Genomic DNA, 18,042 nt, shown 5'->3' with positions numbered 1-18,042 from the left:
GCGAGGAAATGGTGTTAAATGTACTTTTCATGTAGGTGGATTTTTTTTAAGTTTTCGATGCGGTTAAGCCATCCCCGCAAGAATTTTCGTTGAGTGCCCACGCCTATGGCTTGGTAGTAGTGGGTGCGGTATTGGTAGATTTTGCTGTAAAGCTTTCTAGGGTTCGCCTTGTTGATTTTGCGGATGGTTGCTGTCCCAAATACGCCGTCGGGCGTGGCACCTACGATGCGCTGAATGGCCTTTACATTGGCTTTGTCTTTGCCGGGGCCACAGTTCACGAGGATGTCCACGATGGTTTCAGCGATGGCTTGATTGTGGATGATTTGGGCGTTGGCGTAGTTCCAGTACATGGCTTTGTAAATCGGTTTGATGTCGTGCTGGGTCGTGAGGGCAAGGTCGAAAGCCGAAACCTTGCCGTCGGCATCTTTGTCGCACGCAAGGGCGATGGCCCGCAGACAGGCACGTTTGTAAGTGCTGAGGGTCACGCCGTATTTGGTGGCACCTCCGCGGTCGTATTGGGTGACGGTAAACAAGACACCCTCGGCTTTGAGGAGATGCGGGAAATAGCGGTTGAAGTCTGCTGGAAAAGCAATAGCCGACTTCAATACAATGCCCATTGTAAGGATGAATTTTTTTTTGTTCATTTAAAAAAAGGTGTTTTTTCGGGTGTTCAAGTGTAGTTTTTTTGCCTTTTGGAAAAAAAATAAAATTAATTTTTCCAGCTAAATTTTCTAGTATTCGGATAATACGAAGGTTAACTTTTGGGCTAAAAGGATTATACAAATTTATTCAAAAAGGGCATACAACGGTACTTTTTTTTCATATATCTTTGTGAAAGAAATCTACAATTCTTCTGAAAATTATGAAAGAAAAAATCTTAGCCTCGCTCAAAAACAGGTACAAAAATTTGGGTTTGAGTGAAAAGATTCTCGACGGAATTGCCGATATGTTGGCAAGCACTACTCCCGAAGAATCAGCGATTGAAACCGCCGTAGGTGGGGTCGAAACATTAGCCAAAAGTTTTCAGTCGGAAACCGACCGCATCAGAACGGAAGCCACCAAAGCCAAAGCCGACGCCTTGCGAAAAGAGGATGAAAACAAAAAAGGGGGCACTACCGAACCCGACACCACAGACATGCCTGCGTGGGCAAAGGGGTTGATGGATGCCAACAGACAATTGACTGAAAAGTTGACGGCGTTGGAGTCTGGAAAGACAACTGAAACACGCAAAAGCTTACTCGAAGAAACATTGAAAGATGCCCCAAGGGCTTTTAAGAACAAGGTTTTAAAAGACTTTGAAAGAATGAACTTTGGCACAGACGATGACTTCACGAATTACCTAACCGACACCCAAACAGACCTTTCGGCTGTTACCCAAGAGATTGCCAACGTTGGCCTTTTAGCACGCCCCGTACCGATAGCGGGCAGTGGGAGCAAAGCCAAAGAACCTTCAAAGGCGGAATTGGATAGTGTGATGGGGAATATTATGTAGTTTTTAGTTGTGAGTTAGTGAGTTGTGATTGAGTGATTTTTTTCGCCCGTGGTTTTCAACCGTGGTCTGTGGCACACAGACCACAATATTTTCACTCATAATATAATATAACGCTTCCTCTTAGTGGGTGACTTAAGTCACCCGCTAAGAGGAAAAGAGAAACTGAGTTATAAAAGATTTTCCCCTTATGGCTTGACTTTCAATTGCTTGTCAATTAGGATAAAACAAATACAGTCATGCCATGAAGAGTCCAAATATTGTGGTCTGTGTGCCACAGACCACGGGTGAAGCAAAAATCAGCGTTTCAAATCAGCGAAAATCTGCGGGTAATATAACACGCCTAGCTTGTTGGAAATAATTCCAACAAGGGCAGAATATTGTGTTCTGTGTGCCACAGACCACGGTGATGGTTAAAAAAAATCACTCAATCACTAACTCACTCAATCACAACTGACTCACTCAATCAATCACTAAATCACAATTAATTAAAATGGCAGGATACGCAAACCTTTCAAATACTGATGAAAGCATTTTATCAGAGAAAGATTCAATCGTTATCATGAATAACCTTGAATCCATCAAAGGTGGCAAAACGCTTGATATTACGGGCTTTGGCCCTACAATCATCAAAGCGGGGCATGTAATCATCCGTGAAACAGCCACGGGACTTTTTAAGCCTATGCCACTCGCCACCAACGATACCGTCTACGGATCATTGCCTTCGGGGCATACCTATGCGGGCATTTTGGTAGCCACCATCAGAACCGCAAAACCCTTTGCAGGTATCATGATTCGCGGCACTGTTAATACAGTAGCCTCACCTTTTTCTTTAACCTCAATTTTGTCGGCAGTAAAAACAGCCTTGCCACAATTGATTTTCACAGCAGACGAATAAATGGAACAATCATTATTTATTGAATGGGTAAACAAATGGTTTCCCGGTATCACTACACGCGTGGTGCAAGAGTTGAACGACGCTAAAAATGAATTGACCTATTTACACCGAGCCTTGCTGAGAAAACAATTCTCTGCGACGGGTAAATGGGAGTCAATCAGCGTGGCGAATACTGCTATCATGGCCGACGTCGTGGCGATGGATAGCGAATTGCCCTTGAAAAAGCGTGACTCCATCTCCAAAGCCAACGGCGACATCCCTAAGTTTGGCATGGAGCTGAAAATGAACGAACAGCAGTTGACGAACTTGGACGTAACCATCGCCCAAAACGCCACTGAAAGCCAAATTATTAGTGCCATCTTCAACGATACGCCCAAAGTAATTACGGGTATCTGGGAACGCAACGAGCAGGTGTTTTTGCAGGGACTTTCAACGGGTGTAGCCTTGGTAGACAGCGACAACGTAGGGACGGGCATCAGAATAGACTATGGCTATAAGGCTGATAATAAGTTTGTTGCCTCGGTATTATGGTCGTCGGCATCGACAGCCAAGCCTATCGACGACATCGAAAATGTGTTTACAAAGGCAAGTCTGGATGGCAATGTGTTAGGCACTATTTACATGGACAAAACGGCCTTTAATAACATGACCAAGGCGACGTCGTTCAAGGAGATGTTTGCTTTTAATGCGGGCTTCTCGGGAGGGTCTATTCCTTCGCCATCCATCGAACAGGCACGTCAGGTGATTCTCTCACGCTTTGGGGTAAACCTCCAGATTATCGACAGAGCGGTGCGTTACGAGAAAAACGGGGTGCAGACGACCTTCAAACCTTGGCAAGACGGCATGGTGGTATTTACACCAGCGGGACCAATCGGCTCGTTGTTCTATGCTAAGTTGGCGGAACAAAACCACCCAACTGCGGGCGTGACGTATTCGGTGACGGATGATTTTATCTTGGTATCGAAGTTCAGAACCAACCGCCCGTCGCTATCAGAATTTACGACTTCCCAAGCAAGAGTAATTCCTGTGATTTCAAATGTGGAGGGGATTTATACGCTGGACTCGAAAAGTATTGGGTGATTTGTGAGGTGTTCCATTGAGTGATTTGTGATTTAGTGAATGAGTGATTGTTTTTTACTTCCGTGGTCTGTGGCACACAGAACACAAAATGGTTTGAAAATACACTCGCTACTCGACTTGTTCTGAAGGGCATCTCGAAGAGCAAAAAAAGCAATAGAAATAGTGTTCTGTGTGCCACAGACCACGGGATTGGGGCATCTCGAAGAGTAATGCAAGAAAATCACTAACTCACAAATCACTCAATGGAACACCTCACAACTAAAAAATCACTAAATCACCAATCACTAATTCACTCAATAAATATGCCTTCCATCAAGCAAATCATTCAATCACGGATTTTGGAATTTGGGTTTACACTTTCTGACATCACGCTGGATGCATACATCACCAAGACAGGCATAGATGGCAGTCGAGAATACAGCACAGACAATGCCATTGATGCCGACAAGCTGATGTATGCCATTGTGCCGATGTTATTGTTAGTACCCAAAGTGTCGGAAGGACAGTACTCACGAGAATACGCTATCGCCAATATCAAAGCCTATTACCAATCGCTTTGCTTAGAGCTTGGTCTTCCTGATACGCTGAATCCAGTACCATCCATCACCGATAAATCAAACCAATGGTAGTATCAAAGCAATATCCTTATAGCCTATACCAGTATCAGATACTGGCCTCGAGTCAAGATGCTACAGGCGATTTTGTCAGCAACGGAGCCGAATGGGTGTTGATGGCAAAATGTCGTGACGAAACGACTTCCGCCCAACGGATACCTGCTGTTGATGATGGCATTGCGTATATACCTGATGCGGTAGTATATTGCGAGGTAGCTTGCGAAGTGATAAATGTTGGGTCAAAGGTACAGGTAAGGAACCCCGACGGTAGCATCAGGCTAGAAGGAACTTGCCGAGGATTTTCAAAAGATACCTTTCATTGCAGACTATGGGTTTAATAAAAACATTCGACCTCTTCGGTATCCATAAAAAGCTTGAGAAAGTAAACGTAAAGTTTAGGGAAAAAGTAATCAAAAGTCTTGACGAGATAGGCGCCGAATGTGTGGATACCGCCCTAGAAAATGCAGACTATGACGACCCCATGGGAAACCTCCGTAGTTCAATAGGCTACGTGGTGCTGGATAATGGCGAGGAAGTCAACTCAGGAGGATTCAAGCAAATAGAAGGCTCGTTAGGCATCAAGTATGGTTCGCAGAAGGGGAAAGATTTGGCAGAAGAACTGGCGGGCAACCATAGCGAAGGCTTTGTGCTTATCGTAGTAGCAGGCATGGAAAATGCCGCCGCAGAGGAAGCCAAAGGGAAGGATGTGTTGACCTCTTCAGAAGAATTGGCAAAAAAAGAGATACTGAAAGTACTTAATAAAGTGCAACAAGAAATGAATGAAGAGCCATGAAAACACAATTCGACCAAATCGCCACGCTTTACGCCATCCTGAACGATTCGAACCTGAAAACTGCCATCAGCGGAGGACTGTACAAATTACGTCGACCTGTCAACAGTAGCCAAGAAGACGTAGTCATCAACAGCCTCAGCATCGGCGAAGGCAATTTACAACGCGGCATCGTCAACGTCAACATCCATGTGCCCGACCTCGTCGTGAAGCTCAATGGCGAAGTTCAGAACCAACCCAATATCAAGCGTTTAGGCGAATTGAGTAGCCTTGCACATGATATTTTAGCAGAAGTAAGCACCAATACTTACTCGATTTTTATTCAATCATCCACGATTATCGAAGAGAGAGCCATCAATGCTCATTTTCAAAACATACGATTAATTTTCACTTTTTATAACACATAAAATGGCAACAGTAACCTACGGATTAAAAAGCATTAAATATGGCGACATCGCCAGCGACGGTGGAACAGCAACAACCTTTGCTTCAAAAGGATTGACCCTTTCAGACACCTTCAAGATTGAAACGGGCGACAACGAAGTGCAGGAATTTATGTCGGAAGAAAACGACTATCCCGAGGAATCCATCATCACGATGGGCAAGAAGCAGTATAAATATACGGTAATGAATGCCGACGCAGACATTGCAGGATTTTTGTTAGGAGGCACGGTAGCCTCAGGTGTTTGGAACTCACCCGACACTACTTCCAAAATTCAGAAATCTGTTCAGATTGAAACCAAAACAGGGCATATCATCACGATAAACCGTGCCTTAGTATCGGCAAAACGTGCGGGTGAATTCAGTAAAAAAGCCTTGGCAACCATCGAGGTTACGCTGACGGTAATGAAGCCACAAAAGGCAGGCGTATATGCCGAGACGTGGGAAGACCCATCATAATCAGTAAGATTTGAGTAATGAAATAATTGTTAAAAAGCCTGTAATTTTTATAGGCTTTTTTTACAAAATTATCGCAAAAACCGCTATATTTGTATAAGTGTTATGCATCACAAGACTCCCCTAAAAAACGGCTTCGTTTTTAATTTTATTAATTCTTTTTAGCTAATTTTATAGCTGAATCACATAAAAAGACCTTAAGATAATTAAATGAAAAAGACCTTAATTATTGCCCTAAGCTTATTAATCAGTACTTACACCTTTTGCCAAACGCCTAGTAGTTTTGATAGAGAAGAGGTAGTGGAAGTGAAAAATACGAAAGCCAAGCTGTATGCCAATGCCCAAACATGGATAGCCAAAACCTTTGGCGACTATAAAGCTGTGATTCAATTTGAAGATAAGGAACAGGGGAGGTTGATTATTAAAGGGTTGTCGGATTTGAATGTAAAATACTATCCCACGTTTAAATATACTATTACGATTGATGTAAAGGAGAATAAGTATAGGTATTCAATTAATGAGATAAGTATTGGATTTGGCGGAACTAGTAACTTCGCTAGTTCATATTCTCCATTTGAAAGAACATTTCTTGCTCTTAATAAAGTTAAATCTAATTTAGACAGTACAATTGCAGTACCAACTAGCAGTATGTCTAAAAAACAGTTAAAAAAACATGAGGAAGAGATTCGTAGTTTAAAGGAAAACTATAGTAACGTTTCTTTTACTATATTAAAAGTAAGAGAAATTCTGGATAGCATTTCTAATTCTTTAAAAACAGCTATGAAAAGCAATGATGATTTTTAAAGTTTTTCTTTCACGTATATTGATTAGCGTTATAATGTTCGATTTGTTTGTATTCCTAGCGAGGGACTTAAGTCCCTCGCTAATGATAAACAGTACTAGTTTAAATTTTATTAATTCTTTTTAGCTAATTTTATAGCTGAATCACATAAAAAGACATTAAGATAATAAAATGAAAAAGACCTTAATTATTGCCCTAAGCTTATTAATCAGTAGTTACACCTTTTGCCAAACGAGTAGTAGTTTTGATAGAGAAGAGGTAGTGGAAGTAAAAAATACGAAAGCCAAACTGTATGCCAACGCCCAAACATGGATAGCCAAGACCTTTGGCGACTATAAAGCTGTGATTCAATTTGAAGATAAGGAGCAGGGGAGGTTGATTATTAAGGGGTTGTCTGATTTGAATGTAGAATTTTATCCCAATTTTAGATATACCATTACCATTGATGTAAAAGAGAATAAGTATAGGTATTCAATTACTGAGATAAGTGTTGGATTTGCAAGTACTAGTAATTTCGCAAGTTCATATTATCCGATTGAAGAGGAGGCTGATCATCTTAAAAAGATTAAATTAAAATTAGATAATATAACTGCATTATCAACTAGTAATATGTCTAAAAAAGAATTTAAAAAACATCAGGAAGAGGTTAATAGCTTAAAAACAGCCTATAATAGTTATTTTTCTAGAGTATCAAATGTAAAAGATATCTTGGATAGTATTTCTAATTCTTTTAAAACAGCCATGAAAAGTAATGATGATTTTTAAAGTTTAGTGATTATTCTTTTACGTATATTTATTAGGGTTATAATATTCGATTTGTTTGTATTCCTAGCGAGGGACTTAAGTCCCTCGCTAATGATAGATTATCCAATAGACCGTAAATATGAAAAAGCATCTCGCTCGAATTTGTGCGGTTGTCATGTTTGAAATTTAATAGTTTTTCGGCTTGAAGCCTTGTAATAATAGTCACTCGCTTGGAAGCGAGCGACTGCTGCGATTGTATAAAATTTTTATCACCTACACCCCATGTCTGAACAAGAAATAAACAACCTTGAAAAAAAAGAGATAGACGCTCTGATAGAACGAGGTCTAAAATGGAACTGCAAGAAAAGCTCCATCCTACGATTTGTAGGTTCCGAAACCCGTGAATTTATCATCAAACCCTTTAGCTTAGGCTTAATCCTGATGCTAAGTGCGGAGTTTAAAAAAATAAATTTTAATCCGCAGAAGATTGATGACAACTGGATGTCGGAATCAAAAAACCTGATGGCAACCGCCCCAGAGCCCCTTTCGCGCATCATTATGATAGCCGTGTTAAGGAATAAAGTGTTGATTAAATACTTTGGCGGTTTTGTAGCCAACTATTTTCTGAATAGGGTAGAACCCAAACAGCTTTTGGAGTTGGCGATGATTATCAATCAAATGTGCAATCCAACGGATTTTATACTCTCTATCAAATTTCTTTCGATTCATCAGATGATAATCAAGCCTCCACATTTGATAGAGAAAATAGCGACGGAGGAGGAAGAAGTAATACTGGACTAAAATCAATCTATGGCAGTATAGGCATTATTTCAAAAGAATTTGGCTGGAGTTGGCACGAACTGATGTGGCAAATTCCGTGGGTAACAATCCAAAAGATTTTGGCCGATCAACCAAGGTATAATCTGCCCAAAAAAGAAAGTATTGAAGAAAAGACAATGAAGTTCGAAGATTACCTAAAGACCATTCATAAAGTAAAGAAAAATGAACAATAACGGTGGTGCCATAAGCTTTGATGCTTATATCAATAATTCTGATTTCTTGAAGTCATTTCAAGAGATGGAGGCACGAATCAGAAGTTTTACGACGAGTGCAACACAGGAAGCAAAAAAGACAGATACAGTATTTTCAAAATTGGGGAAAGCCATTGAAAATACTTTTACGAGCGATAATCTTAGGGAAGTAGCACAGCAAATCATTAAAGTGCGAGGCGAATTTCAAGCACTTGAAGGTTCGCTGAAGGTAATGTTGGGGTCAAAGGAAAAGGCAGATGAGCTAATGGCACAAGTAGCCGATTTGGCTGCCAAAACGCCACTGTCACTGACGCAAGTAGGAGAATCTGCGAAGTTGATGGTGGCTTATGGTTTTTCGACAGACACTGTGATAGGGCATCTCCAAATGTTGGGCGATGTAGCGCATGGAGTGAATATGCCTATTGAAGACCTTGTGAATACCTTTGGAGCAATCCGTACAAACGGAGTGGCAAGCTTGAGCGACATTGAAGGGATGGCTGGAAAAGGTATCCCTATCTTTGAAGTATTAGGGAATGTGCTGAATACCAACCGTGATGGAGTGGAAAAAATGGTTGAAGCTAGTAAAGTAGGGTTACCTCAAATAGAGCTAGCTTTCCAGAGCATGACTTCTACGGGAGGGATGTTTTCAGGGGTAATGAAGGAACAGGCTAAATCTGTTGATGCATTAATGACCAACTTGGAGGAGTCTATCAATAGGGTATATAATGAAATAGGAAAAGATACTGACGGTTTGGTTGCAGGTACGCTTCAGATGGGTGTTTCGATGCTTGAAAACTACAAGAGCATTGCTAAAATACTTGAAGTATTAGCTATTGCGTATGGTGCCTACAAAGCAGCTTTATTAGTGGTTAATGCGACTGAGGCTGCTGCAATTGCTATAAAAGGAGGCTGGACGATTGCAACACTAGCAGAGTATCAAGCTTTGTTATTGGTAGAAGGAGCTCAAAAGGTGCTTAATGCTACTATATTGGCGAATCCTTATGTGGCTGTGACAACATTGATTATTGGTTTAGCAAGTGCGGTATATTTATTCAATACAAATACAGCAATCGCCGAAAGGGCACAAAATAGATATAATACAGAACTAGCAGAATCTAATAAAAAAATAAACAATCTAAAAGACGAAACAAATAAGCTTAATAATATTATAAGAAATAATAGCTCTGCACAGGGAGAGCAAATAAAAGCTTATAAGAGACTACAAGAATTGTATCCAGATATGCTTAAAAACATTGACTTGTATAAATACAAGACGATGGATGCGACAAAGAGTCAAAAAGAATTCAATGCTGCTCTTACTGGAATAAAGATTGGAGACACAAAAAATAAAATTGCAGAAGTTGATAAGCGAATTGCAGATAATCAAAAGAGAAAATCTGATTTATTTACAAAGCCCCAACTAGGTGTTAGTGGGGGTGTTACCTCTATGCAAGTTTACTTAGATAATCAAATAAATGCAGATAAAGCTTTAAGGAATGCATTGGCCAAAGGATATGTAAATCTTAGAAAAACACAGATTAACGAAAGGAAGGAATTAGAAAACGAAGGAAGCGTAAAGAATAAAGAGTATTGGGACAAAGAGTTAAAACAACTTCAAACGGAATTTGATAAGCAGGAAAAAAACACAAAAAAGTTTTTGGAATTAAAAGCTACTATTAAGAAAGTTAAAAAGGAACTGAAAAGTTATGAAGTGTCTGATAGTGAAGAAGATAAACCTCATAATACCCCTGCACCTAAAACCCCTGCACCAACCGCTCCAGCCCCCTATGGTAGTATTGCTTATTGGCAAGAAATATCTTCTAAAGCACAGTATATTTATGAGCATAGTAATAACCCGAGTGAAAAAACCACACAAATAGCAGTAGTACTTGACGCAGAAAAAAAAGTAGCTGAAGGACGTAAGCAACTGGAAGAAGAGCTTTCAAAGGGTAAGATTAAAACTTTTGAGGAAGAGATTGAGGAGAAAAAGAAGCAATATGTTTTGTATGAAAATTGGGTAAAAAATATCGACAAGAAAACAGCAGATATTCAGTTTAAAGACTTACTTACCAAAGGAAATAACTATACTGATTATTTAAGTAAGCAGATTACAAGTCTTGAAGGAAAACAGCATGACGTCAATCTTGACCCTACCGCAAAAACCGAAGCACAAGGCAATTTAGTAAAGTATAAGATTGAATATCAGATAGTCACTGGGAAAAAATCTGGTGTGGAGTTACTCAAGGAGGATATGTTGAAGGCTAAAAAAGAAGCCAAAAGTTTGGTAGAGTATCTTGAGTATATTGAAAAGCTAAAAGAGAAATTGAAAGGCGATACTTCTACGGAAGGCATCGCTCAAACCAATACCCTTGTAGAGGAAACCAACCAGACTAATGAGCAAATTGCTGCTAATCTGCAAGAGTATTTACGCAATCATGAAACTTATGAAGAGCAAAAGGACAACATCATCAAGAAACATATAGGATTAAGAGAAGCCTTAGAGAGCCAATATACAGACAAAACAAATGCTGAATATCTTAAGAACCTAGAGAAATTAAAAAAAGGAAAAAAGGAAGAACTTGATATAATTGAAAAAACGAATGAAGAGAAAATAGCTTATCTTAAATCTCTTCAAGATTCTTTACGAATAATTGACCTTAAGTATTTAAAAGAAAAGGTTGAAACAGAGAAAAACAAACTTGATAGTCTGAAAGGAAAAGAAAATACTGATGATTACACTCAGCAACTAAAAAAAGTACAAGATGCAGAAAAAAATCTCAACGACCATCTATTAAGTGTAGTTTCCAAGTTCGCTAGTTTAGGAGGACAATTAGGCGGTGTAATGTCCAAAATGAATGGAGCGATTGGCGATACTGGTCAATTGTTGTCGGGCTTAGCACAAAATGCGGATAACGTTGTCAATGCTTTTAAAAAAGGAGCTACTCCTACGGATAAATGGATGACTGGCATTTCGGCTACGATTGGCTTGATTGATTTGGTTGCTAGTTCAGCCAATGAAAGGGAAAAAGCGGAAGAGGAGTATCGTAAAAATGCCTTACAGTTTGAACAAGATTATAAAGTAGCCATCAATGAGAGAATCGGGGCAGAGACGAAAACAAAAGAGAATGTTTTTGTCAAAGATTACGCTGGTAGGCTCAAAGACGGCTTCAAGATGTATAATGATGCGAGTGCAAAATATCAAGAATCATTAAAAAAGCTAGAACAGGGGAAAGCGAAGGTAGGACAACGAAATGCTGTAGATTGGGGCAAAGTGGGTAGTGGTGTGGCAATGGGTGCAGCCTTGGGAACAGCCATTGTGCCAGTAATCGGTACTGCTATCGGTGCGGTTGTTGGGGGGATTATTGGGTGGTTTGGAGGAAAGAAAAAGAAGGATGAGTTTACGGGGCTGTTGAAGGAATATCCAGAATTAATACAAAAGGCTGCTAACGGGCAAGAGATTTTTAATAAAGAATTAGCCGAAACCTTGATTAGCAATAACCAGGTGGATGATGCGACGAAGCAACTTCTGCAAGATTCCATCACTTGGTCTGAGCAAATGGAGAAAGCCAAAGGACAAATTAAAGAAGTTATCGCAGATTTGGCGGGCAACTTAGGGAATAACCTAAGAGATGGATTAGTGAATGCTTTTAAAGATGGAACTTCGGCGGCGGAAGCTTTTGGAAAATCTGTAAGTGGTATTCTGGAAGATATGCTTAGTCAATTGTTATTTAACCAAGTGTTTTCTAAAGCATTTGATGATTTGCAGGAACAAATGATGATTAGTGCCGACTTGGATAATGGCGGTGATAATAATTTTATTGATGATTTTAGCGTGTTCTTCTCACAAGCGAATGGGCTTTGGCAACAATTCTATGATCAATTAGATGCTGCTTCGGCATCTGCAAAAAGCTATGGTTTAGATATTTTTCAGAAAAATAAACCTGCAAGTCCTAATTCATTAACAGGCTCGGTAAAAAGTATCACTGAAGATACGGCAGGGCTTTTGGCAGGAAATATGACACAACTGAGGGTGGTGGCTACTAGTCAGCTTATCTCACTTCGGAATGTGGAAGTGATTGCTAGTCAGCAACTTACTTTACAAGCCAAGTTCCTGCCTTTTCTGGAAAGAATAGATAATAATTTAGATAAACTCAATTCTGGAGATAATATTCTACGTGTTAAATTTTAGAGTTCATGAGTTGAAAGTTTAGGAATATTGATTCGTCATTTTATTAATATTCAACTTCTAAACACATAACCTTTAGCCCCTGACCCTTAAACCTTCAACCCTTAAACTCATAAACTTTAAACTCATAAACCTTCAACTCCTAAACCCTAAACTCATAAATGAATGAACTACAACTATACGTACCGTTTAATGAAACTAGCGGAGATATTGCTCTCGATATTGCGCAATATCATTATGATTTAAGCATCGAGGGCGGGCAATGGCTGGAGGGCAAAGAAGACCATGCCCTCTATTTTACAGGCGAAGGTCTTGCCCAAACGGTGGGCTATGAAATGATTGATTTCAGTCAAGATTTCTCGCTGTCATGTTGGTTTAAAGCGGAGGCCTCGGGGGAATATCCACATAGCACTTGGCTTTTTTATCAATTCCACGGCGTGTTTGATTTCCTGTACTTGGATGCCAAGACGAAGTGTACTGACTGGACGTTGATTGAAATTATTCAAGAAGGACGAAAGGTAAGGTTGCTTGTGAATACCCACTTGGTGGCAGAACAGGATTTCCCTGACGACTGGGGAATGCCTACGGGCTTTTCGTTAATGAACGATAACAACAATACGACGGGCTTTTTTGCCATCGACGAACTGAAAATATACGATGGCGTGGTTTATCAAAGTGGCACCATTAATCCTCCTATTATCAAAGAAATGGATATAACTTATAAAATAAATGGCAATAGTTTTAAAAACTATGGCGTGCGGGTTCAAGCCTCGACGGGGATGTTTGATGCCCCAGAAATAAAACCTCCTGTTACGATAGAATGGCAGGATTATCACGGCGATTTTGTTGATTTGAACGACGTTCGCTATAAATCAAAAGTGATTGAGCTAGACTGTTGGCTGTATGCAAGCTCTGCGGAGGATTTTGTCCAGAAATGTACCAATTTTATCAATCAGTTTTATGGTTCTGGGACGAAACGCTTGCATTTTGATAATGGCATCAAGGTGTTTGTGTATGAGGTCTATCTGGCTACGGGGCTGAAAATAGAGAAAAAATGGCGGCCTTCGCAGATGATTGGTAGTTTTAAACTGACCTTAAACGAGCCTCAGCCCATCAAAAGAAGCATTTTGTTTATCCGCAATGATGACAACACGACGGCGTCGATAACGCTGAATAGTCCGAAATTGGTGACCATCTACTGGGGCGATGGCACTAAAACTGATAATGTGTTTGGGGAAGTCACCAAAACCCATACTTATGCCACTAACGGCTATTATTATATCATTGTGGCAGGGGTGATTGAGGAAATTACTAGTTTTTCAACCAACGGAATCATACAAAATGCAGCAAATAGTTTTATCTAAAGCCAATGGCACTCAAGTGTTGCTCCAGAGCATCAATCCCGTTATCAGCATTACGAAAGCCGAACAACGCAAGCAATTATTGGGTATCAATGAATTGAGCATCGAGATAGATGCGAGCGTGCCTGTGGTGATTGAAATTGGCGATAGCATTTTGATGTTTGGCGAGCGTTATACGTGTAATTACCTGCCTTCGCCCGAAAAGATTTCTCAGCACATTTTCAAGATTAAAGCCACCTTTGAGTCGGTGCAGTACGATTTGCTCAGGGCGATTTATTTTGATACCGATGTCAGTGGTTTTAACACCAGTCCCGACTTTACGCTCACGGGTAACCTGCGAGATTTTGCGGATTTGGTCATCAATAATATTGCAAGGGTTTTTGCGGGTCAGTGGAGCATCGGGTCGTGTGTCAGTACCGAAGAAAAAACGATTAGCTTCAACGACGAAAGCTGTTTGGCGGTTCTCCAGAAAATCTGCAAGGAGTTTGACACAGAGTTTGAAATCATCGAAGACGGTCACGGCAATAAGGTGTTGAATCTGGGTAAAATTGGTACGATACTCGCGCATACTTACGAATATGGGCAGTCGGGAGGGTTGTATAAACTCAACCGCAATACGTTGTTGGATAAAAATGTGTACAACCGTTTGTATTTGTTCGGAGGGAATAAAAACATTCCTGCGGGCTATCGCAATAACTCGCTGAGGCTGAGGACGGAAAATGCCTATTTGCAAGATGACGCCAGTATTGCCTCCTTCGGATTGATTGAAAATACCGTCACCTTGGAAGACATTTATCCCAAACGCTTGGGGACGGTAACCAGCTTGGGTAGTTCGGAATTGATATTTACGGATGCCTCGATGGACTTTGATGTCAATGCCAATTTGGTAGCAGGGGTTAGTCCCAAAATCAATTTTAATACAGGAGGCTTGTCGGGCATTGCCCTTGAAATCTCAAACTATGACCACGCCACGCAGACCTTTACGGTAAATACCTATCAAGACGACCGAGGGTACATCTTCCCGAATGCCACCGACACCGCCTTTCAGATAGGCGTTGGCGATACTTATGTGTTGACCGACATCAATTTGCCAAGCAGTTACATTGCCACCGCCGAAGCTAAACTATTGGCAGAGGGCATAACGCTGTTGAACCAAAACAAGTCGCCAAGGGTGCAATATGGGTTGGAGATTTATGAATATTACCTCAAAAGCGTATCGGGCGGAGGGGCTATGCTGAATTTTTTCAACCTTGGTGACTACATCAATATTATTGATGCCGATATGCAAATCAACGGCAGTACACGGATTACGGGCATCACCCGCGACTGTCAGTATCCCTATCGATACAGCCTTGAAGTAGGCGATTCCGTACAAGTATCCATCGTAGAAAAGGTATTTAGCGAGATAAAGACCACCAAGCAAATCATCAAACTGAACAGGTTGTATGATGCTACCCGTGCGAGAATGGGTTGGAGAAATACGCAAGAACTGTTGAACATGGTGTTTGATACCGACGGTTTTTTTGATACGGGCAATATTAAACCGTTGAGCATCAATACTTCTATGTTGGTGGTGGGCGTAAAATCACAGCAGTTTGTGTTGCAGGTAGTGATAGAACCCAATTTTCAAGGGCATAAAAATGTCGTACAAGTATCCAACGGCACATTGGTACATTATGCCATTTTTGAAAACAACGTGACCTGGCAAATAGCAGGGGGAAACTATACCTTGCCAGACGATAACGCACGGTATATTTACGCCAAATGTCATAAGACCGAGTACAATGATGGTCTGCTGATATTCTCGACGGAGCAAATCAGGGTAGACGATGATTCGTCGCATTTTCATTTCCTTGTCGGCACTCTTCATTCAGTCACGAACGGCGTGCGGTGGATTTCGCTGACGTATGGTGCAACGGCCATCAATGGGAGGTTTATCAAAACAGGACGCATCCAGTCGTTCGATGGGCAAACGTATTTTGATTTAGACACCAACGAAATAGCAGGCAAGATAAGTTTTATCAATGCCAATGGCGACTATAAAAATCTGGAGGAACTGAATCAAGATTTGGAAGATTTTGTAGATAGCACCACCAACTTTATTGATTCGACCTATCCGACGGATGTAATTGACATCAAAGACCAAATAGATGGCAAGGTAGAAACGTGGTTTTATGATTACGTGCCGACGATTGACAATGAGCCCGCCGTTAGTTGGGGAATGGAAAGGTATAAGCACATTGATGATTTATTTTTCAATACATCCACAGGGATAGCGTATCGGTATAAACACGAAGGTGGCGTTTATAGTTGGGACGAAGTAAGGGATAATGGTGTGACTCAAGCACTAAACAATGCGAGCATCGCCCAAGATACAGCAGACCATAAGCGGAGAGTTTTTGCCGTTCAGCCATATCCGCCGTATGATGTAGGCGACCTTTGGACGCAAGGTGTGTCAGGCGAAATAATGGTTTGCAAGACCGCTCGTGGAGGTGGGGATTATGTATCTACTGATTGGGAAAAGGCTAGTAAATATACGGATGATGCCAGCTTGATAAGTTTTGTAGATGACATTTTTTATCCGACACAAACAGCCACCCAAACACAGCTAGACGGCAAGATAGAAGCATGGTTTCAGGATGCCGACCCGAACATTTGGGAGGTAGCCGACCGAGCCAAGCACGACAAGGATATGTGGTATCATTTGACGGATAAGAAGCTCTACCGCTATAAAGCTAGTACCAATTCGTGGGAACGTATACAGGATACCGATGCCTTGGCGGCGTATGAATTAGCGAGTCGCGCGCAGGATACGGCTGATGGGAAAAGGAGGATTTTTGTAGATACGCCCTATCCGCCTTATGATGTGGGCGACCTCTGGACAGACGGCACGGATTTACGTAGATGCATTACCCAAAAATTGGCAGGGAGTAGCTACAACGCCTTAGACTGGAACATGGCTACCTTTTATGACAACACCAAAACGACCATCGACGGAGGTGTGGTAACCTCAGGGAGAATCCAGTTAGCAGGCGACGACACGAACATCAAGGCAGGCATCACAGGGCAGGGAACGAGCGACGCCTCGGTAAGGTTTTGGGCAGGAACGTCTTACGAAAATCGTGGGATAGCCCCGTTCAGGGTTTTGCAAGATGGCTCGACGTATTTCAGAGAAAAATTGGTCTTGACGGACGACAGTAATCAGGAGCAAGCAGGTATTTGTGGGTCAGATAATTCAAGAGACGGGTCGATTCGGGCATGGTTTGGAGAAACGTATGCCAACAGGGCAATAGCCCCGTGTCGGTTTTTTGCGGATGGGACGATGATAGCGACGAAGGGTAAATTTGGTGTTTTAGAGATATTTGGACAAACGATAAAAAATGATTTCAATTCATTGGCACAGATTGCTCTAAGAAATGATACTGAGAGCCAAAGAATTGAAATTGGTACTAATGTAGGTAGTTCTGGAAATAATATTTCGGCAAATGTTGAGCAAAATAAATACAATTCAACTGCTTGGAATATAGGCATTAATCTAAGGGTAAATAATAGCACAAGCAGGAATATTGCCATTTATGCAGAAGATGGAGAGGCTTTATTAAATGAGGCAACCTTGCAGGGGCGGTCGTGTTTGACATTCAATATGTTTGGATATAACTATGAAGTAGATGTTTCCAAATACGATGTTATCGAAGGCACACCTTTGGCTTTTCCTTGCGGCGTGCATTTTGTCGGGACAGTGTATAATGGCAAAGAGGTAACCTTAATCAATACGAACGACAGTTCTCCTTACTTTTTGTACAGTACGGCAAGGGCTGGTACTGTGGAAGTAGCAGGAGGAGAGGTAGTTACGATGATTTATTCAAGCGGGCATTGGTACGTGAAATCTAGGTATGATAATGATTTTTAGTAGTTTCTATTAGCGGGTGACTTAAGTCACCCGCTAATAGAAAGGGGAAATGCAATAACAATATTCTTAGTGGGGGACTTAAGTGTTATTGATTATCCACGAGTATATAAATAACTGATAATCAAAGTATAACAACCTCACCCCCAGCCCGACTACGCGTCCCGCTCTTTTCAGAGAGGGGAGCTTTAAGCTCGATAATCTGCTCCCCTTCTCTGAAGGAGAGCGGGACGCGTAGTCGGG

15 protein-coding genes are annotated in these 18,042 nt (G+C 41.1%); 14 read left to right on the top strand and 1 reads right to left on the bottom strand.

Annotation, left to right across the window (positions count from 1 at the left end):
- Window positions 1–14: 14 nt before the first annotated feature.
- Entirely contained in the window at window positions 15–644 is a 630-nt protein-coding gene (locus AC1RNE_RS05625; protein ID WP_492800046.1) for a glycosyl hydrolase 108 family protein, read from the bottom strand.
- A 218-nt stretch (window positions 645–862) separates the two neighbouring features.
- Between AC1RNE_RS05625 and AC1RNE_RS05620 the strand changes: the two genes are divergently transcribed.
- From AC1RNE_RS05620 to AC1RNE_RS05555, 14 genes are all read left to right on the top strand, one after another.
- Window positions 863–1,492, top strand: a complete 630-nt coding sequence (locus AC1RNE_RS05620; protein WP_492800045.1) for a hypothetical protein — start codon at window positions 863–865, stop codon at window positions 1,490–1,492.
- A 490-nt stretch (window positions 1,493–1,982) separates the two neighbouring features.
- A complete protein-coding gene (locus AC1RNE_RS05615) occupies window positions 1,983–2,387 on the top strand; it encodes a hypothetical protein (RefSeq protein ID WP_492800043.1) in 405 nt (134 codons plus the stop codon).
- Window positions 2,388–3,467, top strand: a complete 1,080-nt coding sequence (locus AC1RNE_RS05610; protein WP_492800042.1) for a major capsid protein — start codon at window positions 2,388–2,390, stop codon at window positions 3,465–3,467.
- A gap of 302 nt (window positions 3,468–3,769) precedes the next feature.
- Complete coding sequence (locus AC1RNE_RS05605; RefSeq protein ID WP_492800041.1) at window positions 3,770–4,096, top strand: DUF6706 family protein; 327 nt, start codon at window positions 3,770–3,772, stop codon at window positions 4,094–4,096.
- A complete protein-coding gene (locus tag AC1RNE_RS05600; RefSeq protein ID WP_492800040.1) occupies window positions 4,090–4,419 on the top strand; it encodes a hypothetical protein in 330 nt (109 codons plus the stop codon). Before AC1RNE_RS05605 ends, AC1RNE_RS05600 begins: the two co-directional genes overlap by 7 nt.
- A complete protein-coding gene (locus tag AC1RNE_RS05595; RefSeq protein WP_492800039.1) occupies window positions 4,410–4,874 on the top strand; it encodes a hypothetical protein in 465 nt (154 codons plus the stop codon). Before AC1RNE_RS05600 ends, AC1RNE_RS05595 begins: the two co-directional genes overlap by 10 nt.
- Window positions 4,871–5,278, top strand: a complete 408-nt coding sequence (locus AC1RNE_RS05590) for a hypothetical protein (RefSeq protein ID WP_492800038.1) — start codon at window positions 4,871–4,873, stop codon at window positions 5,276–5,278. The genes AC1RNE_RS05595 and AC1RNE_RS05590 overlap by 4 nt, the downstream gene beginning before the upstream one ends.
- Before the next feature lies 1 nt (window position 5,279).
- Window positions 5,280–5,771 (top strand): hypothetical protein, encoded by a 492-nt coding sequence (locus tag AC1RNE_RS05585; protein WP_492800037.1) that lies wholly within the window; start codon window positions 5,280–5,282, stop codon window positions 5,769–5,771.
- Between the two features lie 207 nt (window positions 5,772–5,978).
- The gene (locus AC1RNE_RS05580) at window positions 5,979–6,572 is read left to right on the top strand and encodes a DUF4468 domain-containing protein (RefSeq protein WP_492800036.1); all 594 of its coding nucleotides are present in this window, start codon (window positions 5,979–5,981) and stop codon (window positions 6,570–6,572) included.
- A 169-nt stretch (window positions 6,573–6,741) separates the two neighbouring features.
- Window positions 6,742–7,335, top strand: coding sequence for a DUF4468 domain-containing protein (locus AC1RNE_RS05575; protein ID WP_492800035.1), 594 nt, complete (start codon window positions 6,742–6,744; stop codon window positions 7,333–7,335).
- Between the two features lie 261 nt (window positions 7,336–7,596).
- On the top strand, window positions 7,597–8,115 hold the full coding sequence (locus AC1RNE_RS05570) for a hypothetical protein (RefSeq protein WP_492800034.1): 519 nt from the start codon (window positions 7,597–7,599) through the stop codon (window positions 8,113–8,115).
- 201 nt (window positions 8,116–8,316) lie between these two features.
- A complete protein-coding gene (locus AC1RNE_RS05565) occupies window positions 8,317–12,534 on the top strand; it encodes a tape measure protein (protein WP_492800033.1) in 4,218 nt (1,405 codons plus the stop codon).
- Window positions 12,535–12,692: 158 nt separating this feature from the next.
- Entirely contained in the window at window positions 12,693–13,895 is a 1,203-nt protein-coding gene (locus tag AC1RNE_RS05560) for a hypothetical protein (protein ID WP_492800032.1), read from the top strand.
- Entirely contained in the window at window positions 13,873–17,802 is a 3,930-nt protein-coding gene (locus AC1RNE_RS05555; RefSeq protein WP_492800031.1) for a hypothetical protein, read from the top strand. The genes AC1RNE_RS05560 and AC1RNE_RS05555 overlap by 23 nt, the downstream gene beginning before the upstream one ends.
- The last annotated feature ends 240 nt before the right edge of the window (window positions 17,803–18,042 follow it).

The organism is Arcicella sp. GW822-FHT02H01 (assembly GCF_058802005.1).
The sequence above is the reverse complement of the archived record's forward strand: the minus strand, read 5'-3'. Positions and strand labels throughout refer to the sequence as shown.